This window comes from Actinoplanes sp. NPDC051537 (assembly GCF_055586105.1).
This window is the reverse complement of record NZ_JBVJIU010000006.1, coordinates 110,429-129,323: the sequence shown is the minus strand read 5'-3', so window position 1 is coordinate 129,323 and position 18,895 is coordinate 110,429. Positions and strand designations below refer to the sequence as shown.

The following is an 18,895-nucleotide window of genomic DNA, read 5'->3' as shown; positions in this document are numbered from 1 at the left end:
ACAACACTCGGCCACCCGATCGGATGAGTTCCGCCGACAAGTGGCCAACGGGATCAGGCACTAGAAAGGGCAGCATGCGCTGGTCGGATCATGCGATCTGGTGGCACGTCTATCCGCTCGGCTTCCTCGGCGCCGAGCGCACGGCGCTGCCGCCGGGCGAGCCGGTGCGCCACCGTCTGCCGGTCCTCGCCGACTGGCTCGACCACCTGCTCGAGCTCGGGTGCAACGGCCTGGCGCTGGGGCCGATCTTCGCGTCCGAGTCGCACGGCTACGACACCGTCGACCACTTCCGCGTCGATCCGCGGCTGGGCACCGAGGACGATCTCGCTGACCTGGTCGAAAAAGCGGCGGCCAAAGGCGTACGCGTGCTGCTCGATGGGGTTTTCAATCATGTCGGCCGCGAGTTCGCCGCCTTCCAGGATGTGCAGCGCCTCGGCGCGAGTTCCGAGTTCGCCGACTGGTTCGTGCGGGACAACGGCGATTTCCGCACCTTCGAGGGGCACTCGCAGCTCGTCGCGCTCAACCACGCATCGCCGGCCGTCGCCGATCACGTCACCGCGGTGCTCCGGCACTGGCTCGACCGCGGGGTGGCGGGCTGGCGTCTCGACGCGGCCTACGCGGTGCCGGTCCCTTTCTGGAAAAACGTCACTCAGCGCGTACGCGATGAGCACCCCGACGTGTGGCTGTCCGGCGAGGTGATTCACGGCGACTACGAGTCGTTCATCGTCGAGGGCGGGCTCGACTCGGTCACCCAGTACGAGCTGTGGAAGGCGATCTGGAGCTCGCTGAACGACGTCAACCCGCACGAGCTCGCCTGGGCGCTCGGCCGGCACAACGAGTTGCTCGCGACGTTCGCGCCGCAGACGTTCGTCGGCAACCACGACGTGACCCGGATAGCGAGCCGCCTCGACGACCCGCGGCACCTCCCGCACGCCCTGGCCGTCCTGTTCACGGTCGGCGGCGTGCCGTCGGTCTACTACGGCGACGAGCGCGCCTGGCGCGGCGTCAAGGAGGAGCGCGAGGGCGGCGACGACGCGGTCCGCCCGGCGTTCCCCGCGTCACCGGCCGCCCTCGGCGACGACGGCATCGAGACCCAGCGCCTGCACCAGGCCCTGATCGGCATCCGCCGGCGCCACGCCTGGCTGGTCCGCGCTACCACCGAGGTGCACAGCCTCGGCAACGGTGTCCTCAGCTACACCCTGACCGGCCCGAACGGCGAACGGGTCGCGGCCGCCCTCAACTTCGGCGCGACGCCGGCCGACGCCGAACTCCCGCCGGCTTCGTGGCAGGTGGAGGCCGGCGCCGCCACCGTCGATGGGGGCGCCGGCCGGGTCGCCCTCGAGCCGTTCGGCTGGTGCGTGGCCACCGCATAAGACCTCGGCCGCGCGCAGGGGTGAGCAGAGCAAGGCCACCGTGCGCGCACGCATAGGTGAGCAGAGCAAGGCCACCACGGCGCACGCATAGGTAAGCAGAGCAAGGCCACCACGACGCACGCATAGGTGAGCAGAGCAAGGCCACCACGACGCGCGTATAGGTGAGCAGAGCAAAGGGCCCGTCAGAGCAGGTAGTCCTCCAGGCGCGCGCGAACCGCGGCGACCACGTCACCCGGCGTGCCGTGCCCGGTGAACCCCGCCGCCAGCCGATGGCCGCCGCCGCCCAGCGACACCGCCACCGCGCTCACGTCCACGGCGCCCTTGCTGCGCAGGGACACCGCCCACTCGTTCTCGCCCGACTGCTTCACCACCACCGCGACGTCGGCCTCGGCGACGCTGCGAATGGGGTCGATCAAGCTGTCCAGCACGTACGGCTTCTGCCCGTACCGCCGCAGGTCGTCGAGCGTGGCGTAGGTCCACACCATGCCGTGGCCGCCGGCCGCCGTCGGGTCGAGCGCCGCGCGGCCCAGCGCCTCGCCGGCCAGCTTCATCGCCCCGAACGGGCGGGTGTCGAAGATGCGCCGGGAGATGACGCCGGGGCTGATGCCGGTCGCGATCAGGCGGGCGGCCAGCTCGTGCACCTCGGGCGTGGTCATGTCGAACTTGAACGAGCCGGTGTCGGTGGCCAGCGCCACGTACAGGCACTCGGCGATCTCCGCGTCCAGCGGCACGCCCAGTCGCGTGAGCAGGCCCTCGACCACCACCGACGTCGCCGCCGCGTGTGGGTCGATCAGGTTGAGCCGGCCGAAGCGCGTGTTCGACGCGTGGTGGTCGAGCACGATCACGCACGGCGCGTCCAGCAGCCGGACCAGCCCGCCCAGCCGGGACTCGGCGGCCACGTCGAACGTGATGACCACCTTCGGCGCGGCGAAGGCTCCGGACTCGGGCACGAGCAGGTCGACGCCGGGGAGAGATTGATAGGGGACCGGGAGCTCGAACTCGCCCGGAAAGGTCGCCCGCAGACGGGTGATGCCCGACTTCCGCAGCGCGAGCGCGAAGCCCAGCATGCTGCCCAGCGCGTCCCCGTCCGGGTTCACGTGGCAGATCAGCTGGACCTCGTCGCCGTCCGCGCCGGGAGCGAGCCCGCGAACCGCCTCGACGGTCGCGGACCACTCCTCGCCGGTCACTCCCCCGGGCACGCCCGAGGGAGTCGTCACCCGAGGTCCTCGCGTGCGCCGACCCGCTCGGACTCTTCGCCGTCCTCGCCGTCCTCGTCGTCCTCCGACTTGTACGGGTCGGGATCGCCCGCGTACTGCTTGCCGGCGGACAGGCGCTGGACCTCTTCGTCGCGCAGCCGGGCCTCGGCGAGCAGGTCGTCGATCTCCTTGGCGTGGTCGAGCACGTTGTCGAGCACGAACGCCAGGCTCGGCGAGTGCCGCAGGCCCAGGGCGTGGCCGACGCGGGTGCGCAGCATGCCCTTGGCGCTCTCGAGCGCCGCCTGGGTCGCGGCCTGCTCGGTCGGGTCGCCGAGAACCGTGTAGTAGACGGTGGCCTCACGCAGGTCGCCGGTGATCCGGGCGTCCGTGATCGTCACCATGCCGAGCCGGGGGTCCTTGATCTCACGTACCAGCGACGCCACCAGTTCCCTCACGCGCTCCGCATGCCGACGCGTCTTGGCCGGGTCCGACATATCGCCCACCTCCGACTGTGATTCCCGCGGGGTCCGAACTACTCCCGCCCAACTGCTGAAGCCTACCCACGACCTGTTGCCGACGAACGTCCCGCCGACCTGGCTAATCGTCGTCGCCGTAGAGCCTGCGCCGGACCGACAGGAGCTCGATCTCGGGCCGGCCGGCCATCTGGTTTTCGCACGTGTCGATCACCGTGCGAACCTGGGCGGCGTCGGGCGCGACCACGGCCACGCCGATCTGGGCCCGGCCGTGCAGGTCGTGCATGCCGACCTCGGCGACGCTGACCTCGAATTTCTTCAGCATCGCGATGATCGGGCGGACGTAGGAGCGCTTCTGCTTCAGCGAGCGGGAGTCGCCGGGCAGCAGCAGGTCGAACACTGCGGTTTCGGTAAACATCGCGAGCACCGTACCGCCGGGCTATGACCTTTTTCAGCTCAGTTTCCGGGCGATCAGGACGTCCCGCTCGATGCCCTGGTCGACGCGGTGCGCCAGCGGCTCGTGCCGGACGATCTCCAGGCCGTTCGCGAGCAGGATGTCCTCGGCGAGCTCGCGCCGGGCGACCTTGATGTTCCAGGACAGGCCGAGGGCGCCGCCCGGGCGCACCAGCGGCAGCCAATGCGGCACCGCGCGCTCGAGCAGGTCGAGCGGGCTGCGGGAGAGCCCACCCTGATCGTCATAACTGCCATGGGCGATCCCGTACGGGAGGTCGGCCACCAACACGTCGGCGACGCCACCCCGCAACAGGCCGTCGAGCTGCGTGGTGTCGGCCTGGAGCACGGTCACCTTCTGCACGGCGCCGGCCTTGTGGTCGTCCTTGCTGGCGGCCAGCGTCACCTCGAGGCGCCGGGCCGCGCGCCGCCCCTGCCGCCGCACGGGCACCAGGTCGGCGGTGTGCTTGAGCCGCTTGCGCTTGAGCCAGGTCTGCAGGAACAGCTTGTACGCCTCGACGTCCTTCCCGTCGACCTCGATCCCGATCGCGTCGTAGCCGTACATCAGCGCCTGGTTGAGCGTGGTGCCGCGGCCGCACAGCGGGTCGATGACGGTGAGGTGGCCGTCGAGCATGCGGCCGGCCGACGCCGAGGCCAGCAGCGTGAGGTTGAGGACGAGCTTGGTGAACTGCTCGTTCGTCTTGCCGGCGTACTTCGGGATCGTGATCAGGTCGCTGTCGTACCGGGCGAGCGCGGTCAGGGTGACCGGACGCAAAAGATCGTCCACCACCTCGAACAGCGCGTACGCCGACGACAGGTTGGACAGGTACGAGATGTCCCGGGGAGACAGGCTCCCGGCGAAGGTCAGGTACTCCACGCCACCCAGGACGGTGACGTCGATGTCCGAGAGGTCGGACGACAGGGCCGGTCCGAACGCGGCCAGCTCGGCGCGGGCGAGGCGACCGGCCTGATCGGCGTAGACGCGGTTGGCGGACGGGGCGAGCAGCAGGGCGTACCGGGACATGGGTTCCATCTTGGCAGGTGGCGGGACCGGCGCAGCGAACGCAACCGCCGCACCGTGGGGTCTGGGGGCTCGGCCCCCACAGCAGGCATGCGAGAGCCCCCTGTCCGCGCTTTCCGAGGACAGGGGGCTCCCAGGGCTATCGCCTTACGCGCGCGGCTTCTCGCGCATCTCGAAGGTCTCGATCACGTCGCCGACCTGCGGCGAGCCGAAGCCCGTCATGGTCAGACCACACTCGAAGCCCTCACGGACCTCGGTCGCGTCGTCCTTGAAGCGACGCAGCGAGCTGATCGTGACGTTCTCGGCCACCACGACGCCCTCGCGCAGGACGCGAGCCTTGGCGTTGCGGCGGAGCAGACCGGTACGGACCAGACAGCCGGCGATGAGACCGATCTTGGACGAGCGGAAGACCTCGCGGATCTCCGCGGTGCCCAGCTCGACCTCCTCGTACTCCGGCTTGAGCAGGCCCTTGAGCGCGGCCTCGATCTCCTCGATGGCCTGGTAGATCACGCTGTAGTAGCGGATCTCCACGTTCGCCCGGTCGGCCATGTCCTTGACCTTGTTCGAGGCGCGGACGTTGAAGCCGATGATCGTGGCGGTCGAGTCCGAGGACGCCGACGCCAGGTTCACGTCGCTCTCGGTGATCGCACCGACGCCGCGGTGGATGACCTTGAGCTGGATCTCGTCCGGGATCTCGATCTTGAACAGCGCGTCCTCGAGGGCCTCGACCGAACCGGACGAGTCGCCCTTGATGACCAGGGTGAGCGAGGTCTTCTCGCCCTCCTTGAGCTGCTCCATGAGCGTCTCGAGGGTCGCCCGGCTCCGCGAGTTCGCGAAGCTGGCCGCCCGGCGACGAGCCTGACGCTGCTCGGCGATCTGCCGCACCGTGCGGTCGTCCTCGGCCGCCAGGAACGTGTCGCCGGCGCCCGGCACCGAGGTCAGACCCAGGACCAGGACCGGACGAGCCGGCTCGGCCTCGGCCACGGTCTTGCCGTTCTCGTCGAGCATGGCGCGGACGCGGCCGTGCGCGCCGCCCGCCACGATCGAGTCGCCGGCCCGGAGCGTGCCCTTCTGCACCAGCACGGTCGCGACGGCGCCGCGGCCCTTGTCGAGGTGCGACTCGACCACGACACCCTGCGCCGGCCCGTCGGTCGGAGCGGTCAGCTCCAGGGACGCGTCGGCGGTCAGCAGGACGGCCTCGAGGAGGTCGTCGATGCCGATGCCGGGCTTGGCCGCCACGTTGACGAACATGGTGTCGCCGCCGTACTCCTCGGCGAGCAGGCCGTAGTCCGTCAACTGCTGACGCACCTTGTCGGGGTTGGCGTCGGGCTTGTCGACCTTGTTGACCGCGACCACGATCGGCACCTCGGCGGCCTTGGCGTGGTTCAACGCCTCGACCGTCTGCGGCATCACGCCGTCGTCGGCGGCCACGACCAGGATGACGATGTCGGTCACCTGGGCGCCACGAGCACGCATGGCGGTGAACGCCTCGTGACCCGGGGTGTCCAGGAACGTGATCGCCCGGTCCTCGCCGTTGTGCTCGTACGACACCTGGTAGGCGCCGATGTGCTGGGTGATGCCACCCGCCTCGCCGGCCACCACGTTCGTCTTGCGGATCGCGTCGAGCAGCTTCGTCTTACCGTGGTCGACGTGACCCATGACGGTCACGACGGGCGGACGAGTGACCAGCCGGTCCTCGGCCACCTCGGCGTCGAGGTCGATGTTGAACTGCGCGAGCAGCGCGCGGTCCTCGTCCTCGGGGCTGACGATCTGCACGTCGAAGCCCAGGTGCTCGCCGAGCAGCAGCAGCGTGTCGTCGGAGCACGACTGCGTCGCCGTCACCATCTCGCCCAGGTTGAACATCTCCTGGACCAGCGAGCCGGGGTTCGCGTTGATCTTGTCGGCGAAGTCGGAGAGCGACGCGCCACGGGACAGCCTGATCTCCTGGCCGTTGCCGCGGGGCGCGCCCGAGCTCATGGCCGGAGCCGACAGGTTGTCGAACTCCTGACGCCGCTGCTTCTTCGACTTGCGGCCACGGGTCGGCCGGCCACCCGGACGCCCGAAGGCACCCGCGGCGCCGCCGCCACGGCCACGACCGCCGCCACCGGGACGACCCGGAGCGCCGGCGCCGACCGGACCGCCACCGCCGCCACCGGGGCCGCCACGGTAGCCACCGCCACCGCCGCCACCACCGGGGCCGCCGCGATAGCCACCGCCACCGCCGCCACCGCCACCGCCGGGACCGCCGCCACTGCGGAAGCCACCGCCACCGCCACCGCCGCCGCCACCGGGACGGAAGCCACCGCCGCCGCCACCGGGGCCGCCGCGACCGCCACCGGGACCGCCGGGACGACCGGCGCCACCGCCGCCGCCACCGGGGCCCGGACGACCCGGACGCTGGGAAGGCATGGACGCGGGGCTGGGCCGCGGCGGCATGGACGCCGGGCTCGGCCGCGGCGGCATGCCGGGCTGGTTGGGACGCGGCATCGCCGAGGGCGTGGGTCGCGTGGACCCGCCACCGGAGACACCGAACGGGTTGTTGCCGGGACCGCGCGCCGGCGGCCGCGGCGCGCCACCGGCGGGGCCGGGACGCGGGCTGCCGGGAGCGCCGGGAGCGGCCGGACGGCTGCCTGCGGCCGGGGAACCCGGACGGGGCGGGACCGCGCCGGGACCCGGACGCGGGCCGCTGGTGCGACCCTCGGTCGGCGGCTGCTGGGCGCGACGCTCGGCGTCGCGGGTGCGGGCGGCCTGTGCGGCCTTGACCGCGGCCTCCTGCTCGGCCTTGAGCGCCGAGGCACGTGCCTCGGCCGCCGCGACCTCGATGTCGTGGGCGCTCGCCGGCTTGGCGACCGGACCGGGCGTGGGGCCCGGGCGGCCGGCCGGCGGCTTCGGACGCACGAACGGGCCGGGCGCCGGCGCCGGGGACGTGGGTGCGTTGGGCGCACCCGCGGCCGGACTGGTGGGCCGGCGCGGCGGCTGGGGTCGCGCGTTGGTGGGCGGAGCCGAACGAGCAGCGGCGGGCGCGGAAGCGCCCGACGCCGATCCGGCCGGGCTCGCCGCGGGGGCGGAACCGGCCTCGAGGGCGCCACGCAGCCGTCGGGCCACGGGGGCCTCGACCGTGCTGGATGCGGATTTGACGAACTCGCCCATCTCCTTGAGCTTGGCGAGAACGGTCTTGCTGTCGACCCCGAGCTCCTTTGCGAGCTCGTGTACGCGGGCCTTGCCTGGCACTGCACTCCTCACTTCGAGGTCGTGCGAGCGCACCCGCAACGACCTCACTCGTGCACTAGAAGCCTGTTCATTTCAGGGACTTCATCGTGTGCTCATCTGGGTCGTCCTACCTTGCTGGGTCGTGATCCGGCGACAGAGCCGGATCATCGGTGGTTCCGTGCGGCACGGTGACCGAACGGATGTGCTCGGCAAGCGGACCGGTGTCAGCAACACCGGTGAATCGCAACGCTCGCCCGAAGGCGCGACGCCGCTCCGCCAGCGCGAAGCAGGCCGGATCGGGATGCAGATGTGCTCCCCGGCCCGGCAATCGGCGGCCCGGATCGGCTTGCAGACGGAGAGCGTCCCCATCGGGGTCGTCTCCACTGCCCACCGCTACGAACCGGATCAACTCGATGGCCGGCGCGCGTTCACGACAACCGACACAGGTTCGTGTCGGACCGACCATGGAAAAGTCTACCCCTCGGTCGCGCGCGCCGCGTATCCGGTCAGCTTCCCGCCTCGGCCGCATCACGGTCCGAGACGTTGGCCGGCTCGTTGTCCGGTCGGATGTCGATGCGCCACCCGGTCAGCCGGGCGGCCAGCCGGGCGTTCTGACCTTCCCGGCCGATGGCCAGGGAGAGCTGGAAGTCGGGCACGGTTACCCGGGCCGTCCGGGTGGCCGCGTCCACGACCTCCACACGCAGGGCTTTCGCCGGCGAGAGGGCGTTGCCGACGAACGTGGCCGGATCCTCCGACCAGTCGATGATGTCGATCTTCTCGCCGTGCAGCTCGCTCATCACGGCCCGGACGCGCTGGCCCATCGGACCGATGCACGCGCCCTTCGCGTTCACGCCGGGAACGGTCGAATGCACCGCGATCTTGGTGCGGTGACCTGCCTCACGTGCGATCGCGGCGATCTCGACGGTGCCGTCGGCGATCTCCGGGACCTCGAGCGCGAACAGCTTCTTGACCAGGGCCGGGTGCGACCGGGACAGGGTCACCTGCGGGCCGCGGAAGCCCTTGGCCACGTGCACCACGATGGCCCGGAGGCGGGCGCCGTGCTCGTAGGACTCGCCGGGCACCTGCTCGGACTGCGGGAGGACCGCCTCGATCTTGCCGAGGTCGACCGTCACGATGCCCTTCTCGGCCCGGGCCGCGTCGGCCTGCACGATGCCGGTGATCAGATCGCCGTCACGTCCCGCGTACTCACCGAAGTGCTGCTCGTCGGTGGCCTCGCGGAGGCGCTGCAGGATCACCTGCTTGGCGGTCATGGCCGCGATGCGGCCGAAGTCGTGCGGCGTGTCGTCCCACTCGCGGACGACGGTGCCGTCCGCGTCGAGCTCCTGGGCGAGCACCGTCGCCACGCCGGTCTTGCGGTCGATCTCGACGCGGGCGTGGCCCTGCGCGCCTTCGGTGTGCCGGTAGGCGGTCAGCAGCGCGGTCTCGATGGCCGCGAGGATCGTGTCGAACGGGATCTCCCGCTCGCGCTCCAGTGCGCGCAGCGCCGCGAGGTCGATGTTCACTCCTCGCCCTCCCCATCGTCTTCGTCGTCTACGTCGTCTTCGTCGCCGAAGTCGGCCTCGTCCATGCGCTTGAACTCGATCTGCACCTTGCCGGGCCCGAGCTCGGCGAAGGCGATCGTCCGCGGCACGCCGTCGACGTCGAGCACCACGCCCGCGTCGTCGACGTCCACCACCCGGCCGGTCAGGCCGTTGACCGCGACCAGCCGGCCGCGGTTGCGCCGCCAGTGCCGCGGCTCGGTCAGCGGCCGGTCGACGCCGGGCGAGCCGACCTCGAGCTGGTACTCCCCGGCCAGGACCTCGCCGCCACGCTCGTCGGCCTCGTCGAGGGCCGCCGAGATCTCCCGCGAGACGACGGCGACGCCGTCGAGATTGATTCCCCCGTCGCTGTCCACCAGGACCCGCACCACGTGCCGGCGACCGGCCCGGGAGATGTGCACGTCCTCGAGGTCGTAGCCGGCCCGCTCGATCACCGGCTCGATCACCTCGCGCACCCGGACCCGGGCGGCCGCGAGATCGATGCGGGGCGGGGCCGGCGGAGGGGCCTCGTCCCGGGTCCGGCGGGCGCCGGGGCGGTTGCCAGGCCGGGCACCGGCGCGACCACGCTGCGTCATCGGGCTCGACCTCTCTTCCGTTCTCAAAGGAAAGCACTATATGCCGCCGGGCCAGAAGCCCCGCGGCTGACGCAGAGCGTAACGCGCGGGACGACGGGGGCGTCCCCCGGCGCACCGATTCGGCACACTCCCGGCCCGTGGTCTACTGACGCGGTGCATGTGAGCAACACCGGACCGACCCGTCGGCGGCTGCTCGGGGCCGGCCTCGGCGTGGCGGCCCTGGCCGGGACGGGCGGGTGCGGTCTCTTCGAGGACGACCCGAAACCGCCACCCGCGCCGGACGCGCTGCAGCCCGTGCTCGACGAGGCGCTCGCGCTGGCCGCCGCCTACGAGCAGGCCGCGGCCGCGCAGCCCGGCCTCGCCGCCCGGCTGACCCCGCTCGCCGCCGACCACCGGGCGCACGCCGACGCGCTGGCCCAGGCGATCGGGAAGACCCCGGCGTCGGGCGCGGCGGCCCCCGCGCCGAGCGGCGCGAACGCGGCGGACGACGTGATCGCGAGCCTGCGGACGGCCGAGCAGGCGGCCCAGCGCACGGCGGTGGCGGCCTGCAAGACGGCCCCGGCCGACCGGGCGGCCCTGGTCGGCTCGATCGCGGCCTGCCGGGCCACGCACGCGGAGGCGCTGAAGTGAACGAGCAGATGGCGGCCGCGCTGGCGGCCGAGGAGGCGGCCATCTACGCGTACGGGATCATCGGGGTGAGATTGACCGGCGCCGGCGAGGTGACCCAGGCCCGCGCGGCCGAGCAGGCCCACCGCGACCGTCGCGACTACCTGATCCCCCTGGCGAAGGACGCGGCCGCGGCGCCCGCCGGTTACCGGATGCCGTTCCCGATCACCGATCGGGCGACGGCGCTCAAGCTGGCCATCCAGATCGAGGACGGCGTGGCGCAGGCCTGGCGGCCGATGCTGCCGGTGACCCAGGACGCCGACCGCACGGCCGCGCTGGCCGCGATGACCGACGCCGCCGTCCGCGCGACCCGCTGGCGCCGCCTGGCCGAGGTGAGCCCGGTGACGATGGCGTTCCCCGGCCGTACCAAATAGCCCTTTTCGCACCCACCGTCCGCCACCCTCCGTGGACGGGCGGATCACCGAGAATGACCGGGTGCACGAGGAGATCGACACCACCTCGCCGCGGGGGCAGCTGGCGGTCCGCCTCGGCGACGTGATCCAGCGGCGATGGCCGGCCGACGTGCGGGCGATCGGCGTGCACGGCTCGCTCGCGCACGGCGACGACCACGACGGCAGCGACGTCAACCTGCTGGTGGTGACCTACCGGCCGGCCACCGGGCCGAAACCGGCGCTGCGCAAGGTCGACGGCACGCTCGTCGATCTCGAGGTGGTCGACGGCGACGAGGGCCTGCGCCGGGCCCGCGAGCTGACCTCGCGCTGGCCGCTGGAGGCCGACCGCTACGTGACGACCCGGCCGCTGCACGATCCGAAGGGCTGGTTCGCCGAGCTGCGCGACACCCACCTGGCCCGGCTCGCCGAGGCGCGGCCGCCCGAGTTCAGCACGCTGGCCCGGCACAACTGGGCCCTGGCCGGGGCCGCGCACACCCGGGCCGTACGGCTGGCCGAGTGGTACGAGACCGACGCCGCCCTCGTCCTGATCGCCGAGGCCCGGCTGCACGCGGCGCTGGTGACCGGCCTGCTCACGCGCACGTACTTCCGGGGCGCCGCCGACGCCGTCCGCCGCACGGGCGTGGCCGGCGCCGACATCCAGGAGCTCGGCGCCGTGCTCAAGGAGCAGGCCGGGGAGCTGACCGCGCGCGGCCGCCCGGTCGACGGCACCCTGGCCGAGCTGTTCGACTAGGCGCCGATCAACGCGCCGATCACATAGGTGACGCCGGCCGCGAGCGCGCCCAGGGCGAGCTGCCGCAGGCCGCTGCGCCACCAGGACCGGGCGGTGAAGCGGGCCACCACCGCGCCCGCCGCGAACAGGCCGAGCCCGCCCACCCCGAGCGCGAGCCACAGGTTGTCGAAGCCCAGCAGGTATGTGATCAATGGGATCAGCGCGCCGACCGAGAAGCAGACGAACGACGACCCGGCCGCCACCCACGGGCTCGGCAGCTCGTCGGGCACCACGCCCAGCTCCTCCTGCGCGTGCACCCGCAGCGCCTGCTCGGGGTCGTTACGCAGCGCCGACGCGACCTGGCGGGCCAGGTGCTCGGGCAGGCCGCGCGCGGTCCACGCGGCGGCCAGCTCCTCGGCCTCGCCCTCGGGGTTGACCTCGAGCTCGTGCCGCTCCTTGGCCAGCTCGGCCGAGACCTGCTCGTTCTGGGTGCGCACCGACGTGTACTCGCCGAGGCCCATCGAGATCGCGCCGGCCACCAGCCCGGCCACGCCGGTGAGCACGAGCGTACGGTGCCCGGCCCCGCCGCCACCCACGCCGGCGATCAGCGCGATGTTCGTGACCAGGCCGTCCATCGCGCCGAAGGTGGCCGCGCGCAACCAGCCCCCGGAGACGTCGGCGTGGTGATGCTCCACGATCGCGGTCACGGGAGGGTCAGGATCTCGAACCCGTCCTCGGTCACCACCAGCGTGTGCTCGAACTGCGCCGTCCACTTGCGGTCCTTGGTGACGACCGTCCAGCCGTCCTTCCACAGGTCGTACTCGTGGGTGCCGAGCGTGATCATCGGCTCGATCGTGAAGGTCATCCCCGGCTCCATGATCGTGTCGAGCCGCGGGTTGTCGTAGTGCGGGATGTACAGCCCCGAGTGGAACGTCTCGCCGATCCCGTGACCGGTGAAGTCGCGGACGACGCCATAACCGAAGCGGCGGGCGTACGCCTCGATGACCCGCCCGATCGCGTTGATCGGCCGGCCGGGAGCGACCGCCCGGATGCCCCGCATCATCGCCTCGTGGGTGCGCTCGACGAGCAGGCGCGCCTCCTCGCTGACGTCGCCGACCAGGAACGTGGCGTCGGTGTCGCCGTGCACGCCGTTCAGATAGGCGGTCACGTCGACGTTGATGATGTCGCCGTCCTCGAGCACGGTCGTGTCGGGGATGCCGTGACAGATCACCTCGTTGAGGGACGTGCAGCACGATTTTGGAAAGCCCTTGTAGCCCAGCGTCGACGGGTAGGCCCCGTGGTCGCAGAGGAACTCGTGCACCACCCGGTCGATCTCGTCGGTGGTCACGCCCGGCTTGCAGTGCTCCCCGGCGAGCTGCGTCGCCTGCGCCGCTGTCCGCCCGGCGATCCGCATCTTCTCGATGGTCTCGGCGGTCTGCACGTGCGACCCGCGCCACTCTTTCGGGCGCTTCTTGCCGACGTACTCGGGACGGACGATCTGCGCCGGGACCGCCCGCCAGGGCGACTGCTTTCCCGGCGCCAATGGAGCGCGAACGGTCATAGTTCCAGCCTATCGCCGCCGGTCACGAAGATCGGTGTGGCGGCCGCCGCACCATAACGGCTCGGCTGACCTCTTCGCCCGCTTCTTGCTGCCCCCGGGCCCCTGTGAAATCGTGTGTTGGTGGATCAAGAGGGCGCGGACCTCAACTTCTCGGCCGACGCCGTGGTGGACGGAGGGCGCGCGGTCGTGACGATCTCCGGCGAGGTCGACATGTCGACCGCCGACGCGATGTTCCGCGCCGCGACCAAGGACGACGTCACCACCGCCACCCTCGACCTGCGCGACGTCAGCTTCTTCGACTCGGCCGCGATCCACGCGCTGCTCCAGCTGGTCGCGTTCTACGGCGAGCGGCTGACCGTGCTGCCCTCGGCCCAGGTGCGCCGGGTGCTGGAGATCTCGGGCCTGTCCACCCAGCCGTGGCTCAGCCCGGATTGATCGGCCGCCGTAGCGTCACCGCGGTGCCCTCGGCGCCGCGCGCCACCGACAGCTCGGTCAGCGCCCCGATCAGCGCCAGCCCCCGCCCCCGGAAGCCGCCCGCCGCGGCCGGCCGCCAGCTTCCGGTGTCGCGCACGGTCACCAGCACCGCGTCGTCCTCGACCGAGGCCTCGATGGTGATCAGCTCCTCGAGCGGGTCGACCGGGTGCTCGATCGCGTTCGCGGCGGCCTCGGAGACCGCCACGGTCAGGTCGAAGACGTCGGCCTCGGGCACGCCGTTGCCGGTCAGGAAGTCCTCGAGCCGGCGGCGCAGCACGCTGAGCCGGGTCGGGTCGGCGGGCAGCCGCAGCACGAACTCGCGCGGCTCGGTGGCCTGCACGGCGATCAGCGCGATGTCGTCGCGCCGGGTCCGCCGGGCGGCCTTGGCCAGCAGCGTGTCGAGCAGATCCTCGACGTGGTCGGCGGGCCGGTCGACGTCGGAGAGCAGCTCGGCCAGGCCGACGTCGATCGGGGTCCGGCGGTCCTCGACCAGGCCGTCGGTGTACAGCAGCAGGCGGCTGCCGGGCTCGAGCGCGGCCTCGAGCGTCGGGTACTCCGCATCGGACAGCGCCCCGATCGGCGGCCCGAGCGCGCTGCGGTAGAGGAACTCCCCCGGCTTGCCCGGCCGCACCAGCACCGGCGGCGGGTGCCCGGCCGAGGAGTAGTGCAGCCGGCCGGCGACCGGGTCGAAGCGCGCGCAGACCACGGTCGCGAACTGCCGCCGGCCGAGGTTGTCGACCAGGCGGTTGAGGCGGGTCAGGGCCTCACCGCAATCAAAACCTTCGAGGATGTACGCGCGGAGAGCGTTGCGGAGCTGACCCATGCCGGCCGCGGCCTGGACCCCCTTGCCGACCACGTCCCCGATCACCAGGAACAGCCGGTCGTCGGGGGCCGGGAAGACGTCGTACCAGTCGCCGCCGACCTCGGCCTCGGTGCTGCCCGGCAGGTAGCGGCTGGCCACGATCGCGCCGGCCACCCGGGGCAGCGAGTGCGGCAGCAGGCTGTGCTGCAGCGTGGTGGCGATCCGGTGCTCGGCCTCGTAGAGCCGCGCGTTCTCCAGGCGCAGCCCGATCAGCCGGGCGAGCTGGGCGAGCACGGCCGGCTCGAGCGGCCCGGACTTGCCCGACCAGACCCGCAGCTCGCCGACGCCGGCGCCGGAGGTGTCCGGCAGCGTCAGCACCTGGTCGGCCTCTGCCTCCTGGTCGGCGCCGCCGTCCACCTCGGCCCGCGCCCCGTTGGCGGTGACCACCACCCGGCCGGCGCCGGTCATCGCCTGCACGTGCCGGGCCGCCACGTCGAGCACCTCGGCCGTGGTGCGCACGGTGCTCACCGCGGCGGCCGCGTCGACCAGCCCCCGCAGCCGGCTGATCACCTGGCGGCGCGCCTGGCCGAGGTCGAGGTTGGCCCGCACCCGCGCGGTCAGGTCGCGCGCCGAGAACGGCTTGACCAGGTAGTCGTCGGCGCCGGCGGCCAGGCCCTCACCGGAGGCCTCCTCGCCGGCCCGGGCCGAGAGCGCCAGGATCGGCACGTCCCGGGTGCGCTCGTCGGCCCGCAGCGCGGCGATCAGGCCGAAGCCGTCCAGCCGCGGCATCATGATGTCGGTCAGCACCAGGTCGAACGTCTGCCGCTCGGCCAGTTCGAGGGCGGCCACGCCGTCGATCGCGGTGGTCACATCCCAGTGCGCGCGCAGCAGCCGGGCCACGTGGTCGCGCAGGTCGGCGTTGTCGTCGACGAGCAGGATGCGACCGCGCTCGCGGTCCGTGCCGACGGGCGCCGGCGGCTCCTCCCGCAGCCACGAGTACGTCTCCTCGAGGAAGAGCCGGGACGCGGTGTCGGAGACGACCAGGGTCGAGTCCGGGCTCAGGCGGTCGGGCGGGAGATGAGCCGTACCGAAGGGAATGCGTACGAGGAAGACGCTGCCGCGACCCACCTCGCTCTGCGCCGTCACCGTTCCGCCGTGCTGCTCGGCCAGCTCGCGCACCAGCGCGAGCCCGATGCCGGTTCCCTCGTGGCTCCGCGACCAGGCGCCGGTCACCCGGTGGAAGCGGTCGAACAGCAGCGGCAGCTCACCCGCCGGCACGCCCACCCCGGTGTCGCGCACCGAGAGCACGGCGTGGCCGTCCTCGGCGAAGACGCGCAGCACGATCCGCCCGGTCTCGGTGAACTTGACCGCGTTCGAGAGCAGGTTGAGGACGATCTTCTCCCACATCTCGCGGTCGACGTACACCCGCTCGGGCAGCGGCGGCGCGTCCACCAGCAACTCCAGGCCGGCCCGCTCGGCGGCCGAGCGGAACGTGCTGGCCAGCCGGCCGGTGTAGTCGGCGAGGTCGGTGGGGCGGAAGGAGGCGGTCATCCGGCCGGACTCGAGCCGCGAGAAGTCGAGCACCGTGTTGACCAGCTTGAGCAGGCGCAGGCCGTTGCGGTGCATGGTCAGCAGCCGTTCCCGCTCGGCCGCCGGCAGCGCGGGGTCGTCGAGCAGGTCCTCCAGCGGGCCCAGGATCAGCGTCAGCGGCGTACGGAACTCGTGGCTGACGTTGGAGAAGAAGCTGGTCTTGGCCTGGTCGAGGGCCGCGAGCGCGGCGGCCCGGGCCTTCTCCTGCTCGTACGCCCGCAACCGGGTCAGCGCCTGCGAGACCTGCGCCGCCGCGAGGTCGAAGAAGTTGCGGTACTGGTGGTCGAGCGGCAGGTGGCGACTCACCCCCGCGACCAGCGCGCCGGCGCCGACGGGCAGCACCAGGGCCTCGTCCGCGGCGTCCCGCGGCTGATCCACGATCTCCCGCAGCCGCACCGTCCCGCGCCGGCCGGTCGCCATCGCCGCGCGAGCCGCCGGCGGCAGCTCGGCCGGGTCGAGCACGAGCCGGGCGAACGGCACGTCGGCGAGGTTGTCGGCGAGGACGGCGTCCGCCTCGGCGACCAGCGCGTCCTCGTCCGCCGCGTCCGCCAGCCGGGCGCCGAGCGCGCTCAGCGTGCGCAACCGCCGAGCGCCCAGCACCCGGGCGGTGGTGTCGGCGACGATGCAGAAGATGCCGGTGACCTGCCCGTCCGCGGCCCGGAGCGGGTCGAACGAGATGTCGAAATACACCTCTTCGAGGTAGCCGTGCCGCCGCAGCAGGAACGGGTGGTCCGGGGAGAAGAACGCGGTGTCGCGCTCGCGAACCCCGTCGAAGAGATCTTGCAGCACCGCCCAGACCTCGTCCCACATGTCCCGGCCGGGCCGGCCCAGGTTCGCCGGATGCTTGGTGCCGAGGGCCGGGATGTAGGCGTCGTTGTAGAGGCCGCAGTGCTCCGGGCCGAAGAAGAGCGCGATCTGCACCTTGGACGCGAGCATGACGCTGACGGCGGTGACCAGCTCGTCGGGCCAGGTCGCGGGTGGTCCGAGCGGGCTCGTGGACCAGTCCAGCTCGAGCATCCGCCGGCCCATCTCGCCGCCGCGCTCGAACGCGGTGAGCAGCGCGGCCGGGGCGCTGTTCGCCTCGGCGCCCATGGCCCCTCCCGCGGATCGAGCGACCGGCGGCTGTCCGACCGGTACGGTTCAGCACCGTAACACCGGCCCACCCGGTCAGGCGGCGAGGGCGATCGGCGCGATTCCGGCGCGGACCGCGGCCGCCTCGGCCAGCGCGGCGAAGACGCGAAGGTCGGAGGTGCGCTCGGGGTGCCACTGCACGCCGAGCGCGAAGCTGTGCTCCGGGTGCTCGATGATCTCGATGACCCGGTCGTCGGGGCACCACCCGACGGCCTGGAACTTGCCGGGGTCGTCGACCGCCTGGTGGTGGAACGAGTTGACGGTCAGGCGCTCGCCGAGCAGGTCGAAGGACCGCGAGTCGGGACGCACCACGACGTCGTGCCGGCCGAAGGCGGACGCGTCGGCGGCCAGCGGGTCGGTGCCCGAGGCGGCCCGGTGCCGGTCGTGCCCGATCAGGTCGGGGAGGTGCTGGTGCAGCGTGCCGCCGCCGATCACGGCCATCACCTGCATGCCCCGGCACACCCCGAGGACCGGCAGGTCGGCGTCGAGCGCCGCGCGCATGAGCAGGAGCTCGGCCTCGTCCCGGGCCGGGTCGATGTCGGTCTCCGGGTGCTGCTCGGCCCCCCAGTTCGCCGGGTCGATGTCGCCGCCGCCGGAGAACACGATCCCGTCCAGCGAGTGGATCACATCGGTGCCGGGGTCGTCCGGGGTGATCAGCACGGCCCGCCCGCCGGTCGCATGCACCGCTCGCACGTACGACATGGGGAGCATGCCCGCCATGAGGTCGTTGCTGCCGTACTTCACCTGCTGGGCGTACGCGGTCATGCCGATCAGGGGCCTGCGCATGTGCTGCTGTCCTCCTCGTTGTTCCTCATCATCGCCAGGTTCGGCAACCCGGCGCCGGGACTTAGGCCGTCGCCGCCGTCACCAGCGCGCCGAACAGGCGCCGATCTCGTATCAGTTCGGGATGCCACTGGACGCCGAGCACGAACCGGCGATCCGGATCCTCGACCGCCTCCGGCAGCCCGTCCTCGGCGCGGCCGGTGACCCGGAGCGTGCCCGGGTCGGCCACGCCCTGGTGGTGGTAGCAGTGGATGGCCACGTCGTCACCCATGAGCGCCTCGATCCGGCTGCCCGGCTCGAAGCTCGCGTCGTGCTGGCCGTACACGCCCGGGGCCGGCCGGTGCTTCTCGTGCCCGAGCAGGTCGGGCAGGTGCTGGTGGAGCCGGCCGCCGGCGGCCACGGCGAGCAGCTGCATCCCGCGGCACACCCCCAGAAGGGGCTTGTCCAGTTCCAACGCCCGCCTGGCCAGGAGAAATTCCGCGTCGTCGCGCTCCGGGTGGCTTTCGGTCAGCGGCTCGGGCTCCGCGCCGTACCAGCGGGGATGCAGATCGGGGCCGCCGGCCAGCACCAGGCCGTCGAGGACGTCGAGCACGCCGGCGTCGAGGTCGTCGGGCGGCAGGACCACGGCCCGGCCGCCGGCCTCGCGCACGGCCAGCACGTAGTCGTGCGGGACCAGTGCCGTGGGCAGGTCGTGCCACACCCCGTAGGTCGCGGGCAACACATAACTCGTGATGCCGATGATCGGACGCATCGCTCCACCGTAGTCAGATCATGTTTCGGTTCGGGTCGACCGTACGGCGGAGGTGGGGTGGGGGGGGGGGGGGGGGGGGGGGGGGGGGGGGGGGGGGGGGGGGGGGGGGGCGCGACACAAAAGAGGGGGGGGGGGTGTGGGGGGGGGGGGGGTGGTGC

The 18,895-nt window shown here is 72.5% G+C and carries 18 protein-coding genes; 5 read left to right on the top strand and 13 right to left on the bottom strand.

Features of this window, described 5'->3' with window-relative positions; genetic code table 11:
* The first annotated feature begins 74 nt into the window (after nucleotides 1-74).
* Nucleotides 75-1,373 (top strand): alpha-amylase family protein, encoded by a 1,299-nt coding sequence (locus ACZ6TB_RS15775; protein ID WP_465554848.1) that lies wholly within the window; start codon nucleotides 75-77, stop codon nucleotides 1,371-1,373.
* A 182-nt stretch (nucleotides 1,374-1,555) separates the two neighbouring features.
* Here ACZ6TB_RS15775 and ACZ6TB_RS15770 read toward each other — a convergent pair whose 3' ends face one another.
* The 8 genes from ACZ6TB_RS15770 to rimP all read right to left on the bottom strand — a co-directional run bounded on the left by ACZ6TB_RS15770 (nucleotide 1,556) and on the right by rimP (nucleotide 9,857).
* On the bottom strand, nucleotides 1,556-2,590 hold the full coding sequence (locus tag ACZ6TB_RS15770) for a DHH family phosphoesterase (RefSeq protein ID WP_465554846.1): 1,035 nt from the start codon (nucleotides 2,588-2,590) through the stop codon (nucleotides 1,556-1,558).
* On the bottom strand, nucleotides 2,587-3,063 hold the full coding sequence (gene rbfA / locus ACZ6TB_RS15765; protein WP_465554844.1) for a 30S ribosome-binding factor RbfA: 477 nt from the start codon (nucleotides 3,061-3,063) through the stop codon (nucleotides 2,587-2,589). Before rbfA ends, ACZ6TB_RS15770 begins: the two co-directional genes overlap by 4 nt.
* Nucleotides 3,064-3,166: 103 nt before the next feature.
* On the bottom strand, nucleotides 3,167-3,460 hold the full coding sequence (locus ACZ6TB_RS15760) for a DUF503 domain-containing protein (protein ID WP_465554842.1): 294 nt from the start codon (nucleotides 3,458-3,460) through the stop codon (nucleotides 3,167-3,169).
* A gap of 33 nt (nucleotides 3,461-3,493) precedes the next feature.
* A complete protein-coding gene (locus tag ACZ6TB_RS15755) occupies nucleotides 3,494-4,516 on the bottom strand; it encodes a TRM11 family SAM-dependent methyltransferase (protein ID WP_465554840.1) in 1,023 nt (340 codons plus the stop codon).
* 144 nt (nucleotides 4,517-4,660) lie between these two features.
* A complete protein-coding gene (infB, locus tag ACZ6TB_RS15750; protein ID WP_465554838.1) occupies nucleotides 4,661-7,744 on the bottom strand; it encodes a translation initiation factor IF-2 in 3,084 nt (1,027 codons plus the stop codon).
* 106 nt (nucleotides 7,745-7,850) lie between these two features.
* Nucleotides 7,851-8,189, bottom strand: a complete 339-nt coding sequence (locus ACZ6TB_RS15745) for a YlxR family protein (RefSeq protein ID WP_465554836.1) — start codon at nucleotides 8,187-8,189, stop codon at nucleotides 7,851-7,853.
* A 40-nt stretch (nucleotides 8,190-8,229) separates the two neighbouring features.
* Nucleotides 8,230-9,246, bottom strand: coding sequence for a transcription termination factor NusA (nusA, locus tag ACZ6TB_RS15740; RefSeq protein ID WP_465554834.1), 1,017 nt, complete (start codon nucleotides 9,244-9,246; stop codon nucleotides 8,230-8,232).
* On the bottom strand, nucleotides 9,243-9,857 hold the full coding sequence (gene rimP / locus ACZ6TB_RS15735; RefSeq protein ID WP_465554832.1) for a ribosome maturation factor RimP: 615 nt from the start codon (nucleotides 9,855-9,857) through the stop codon (nucleotides 9,243-9,245). The genes nusA and rimP overlap by 4 nt, the downstream gene beginning before the upstream one ends.
* Nucleotides 9,858-10,076: 219 nt before the next feature.
* Here rimP and ACZ6TB_RS15730 point away from each other — a divergent pair, with 219 nt between their 5' ends.
* The 3 genes from ACZ6TB_RS15730 to ACZ6TB_RS15720 all read left to right on the top strand — a co-directional run bounded on the left by ACZ6TB_RS15730 (nucleotide 10,077) and on the right by ACZ6TB_RS15720 (nucleotide 11,666).
* Nucleotides 10,077-10,487: a hypothetical protein gene (locus ACZ6TB_RS15730; protein WP_465555558.1), complete on the top strand. Its 411-nt coding sequence runs from the start codon at nucleotides 10,077-10,079 to the stop codon at nucleotides 10,485-10,487.
* Nucleotides 10,484-10,897, top strand: coding sequence for a DUF4439 domain-containing protein (locus ACZ6TB_RS15725; RefSeq protein ID WP_465554831.1), 414 nt, complete (start codon nucleotides 10,484-10,486; stop codon nucleotides 10,895-10,897). The genes ACZ6TB_RS15730 and ACZ6TB_RS15725 overlap by 4 nt, the downstream gene beginning before the upstream one ends.
* A 61-nt stretch (nucleotides 10,898-10,958) precedes the next feature.
* Nucleotides 10,959-11,666, top strand: coding sequence for a nucleotidyltransferase domain-containing protein (locus ACZ6TB_RS15720; protein ID WP_465554829.1), 708 nt, complete (start codon nucleotides 10,959-10,961; stop codon nucleotides 11,664-11,666).
* Here ACZ6TB_RS15720 and ACZ6TB_RS15715 read toward each other — a convergent pair.
* Both ACZ6TB_RS15715 and map read right to left on the bottom strand, forming a co-directional pair.
* On the bottom strand, nucleotides 11,663-12,352 hold the full coding sequence (locus tag ACZ6TB_RS15715) for a VIT1/CCC1 transporter family protein (RefSeq protein ID WP_465554828.1): 690 nt from the start codon (nucleotides 12,350-12,352) through the stop codon (nucleotides 11,663-11,665). The two genes, ACZ6TB_RS15720 and ACZ6TB_RS15715, sit on opposite strands and share 4 nt — an antisense overlap.
* Nucleotides 12,349-13,206: a type I methionyl aminopeptidase gene (gene map, locus ACZ6TB_RS15710; protein WP_465554826.1), complete on the bottom strand. Its 858-nt coding sequence runs from the start codon at nucleotides 13,204-13,206 to the stop codon at nucleotides 12,349-12,351. The genes ACZ6TB_RS15715 and map overlap by 4 nt, the downstream gene beginning before the upstream one ends.
* Before the next feature lie 120 nt (nucleotides 13,207-13,326).
* On the opposite strand from map, the gene ACZ6TB_RS15705 reads away from it, so the two are divergent.
* Nucleotides 13,327-13,641 carry an STAS domain-containing protein gene (locus ACZ6TB_RS15705; protein ID WP_465554824.1) on the top strand — a complete coding sequence of 105 codons (315 nt, stop codon included), beginning with the start codon at nucleotides 13,327-13,329 and terminating at the stop codon, nucleotides 13,639-13,641.
* Here ACZ6TB_RS15705 and ACZ6TB_RS15700 read toward each other — a convergent pair.
* The 3 genes from ACZ6TB_RS15700 to ACZ6TB_RS15690 form a co-directional block, all read right to left on the bottom strand.
* On the bottom strand, nucleotides 13,628-17,164 hold the full coding sequence (locus tag ACZ6TB_RS15700; RefSeq protein WP_465554822.1) for a SpoIIE family protein phosphatase: 3,537 nt from the start codon (nucleotides 17,162-17,164) through the stop codon (nucleotides 13,628-13,630). The genes ACZ6TB_RS15705 and ACZ6TB_RS15700 overlap by 14 nt on opposite strands.
* Nucleotides 17,165-17,239: 75 nt before the next feature.
* Complete coding sequence (locus ACZ6TB_RS15695) at nucleotides 17,240-17,989, bottom strand: gamma-glutamyl-gamma-aminobutyrate hydrolase family protein (protein WP_465554820.1); 750 nt, start codon at nucleotides 17,987-17,989, stop codon at nucleotides 17,240-17,242.
* Between the two features lie 61 nt (nucleotides 17,990-18,050).
* The gene (locus tag ACZ6TB_RS15690) at nucleotides 18,051-18,737 is read right to left on the bottom strand and encodes a gamma-glutamyl-gamma-aminobutyrate hydrolase family protein (protein WP_465554819.1); all 687 of its coding nucleotides are present in this window, start codon (nucleotides 18,735-18,737) and stop codon (nucleotides 18,051-18,053) included.
* Nucleotides 18,738-18,895 lie beyond the last annotated feature (158 nt).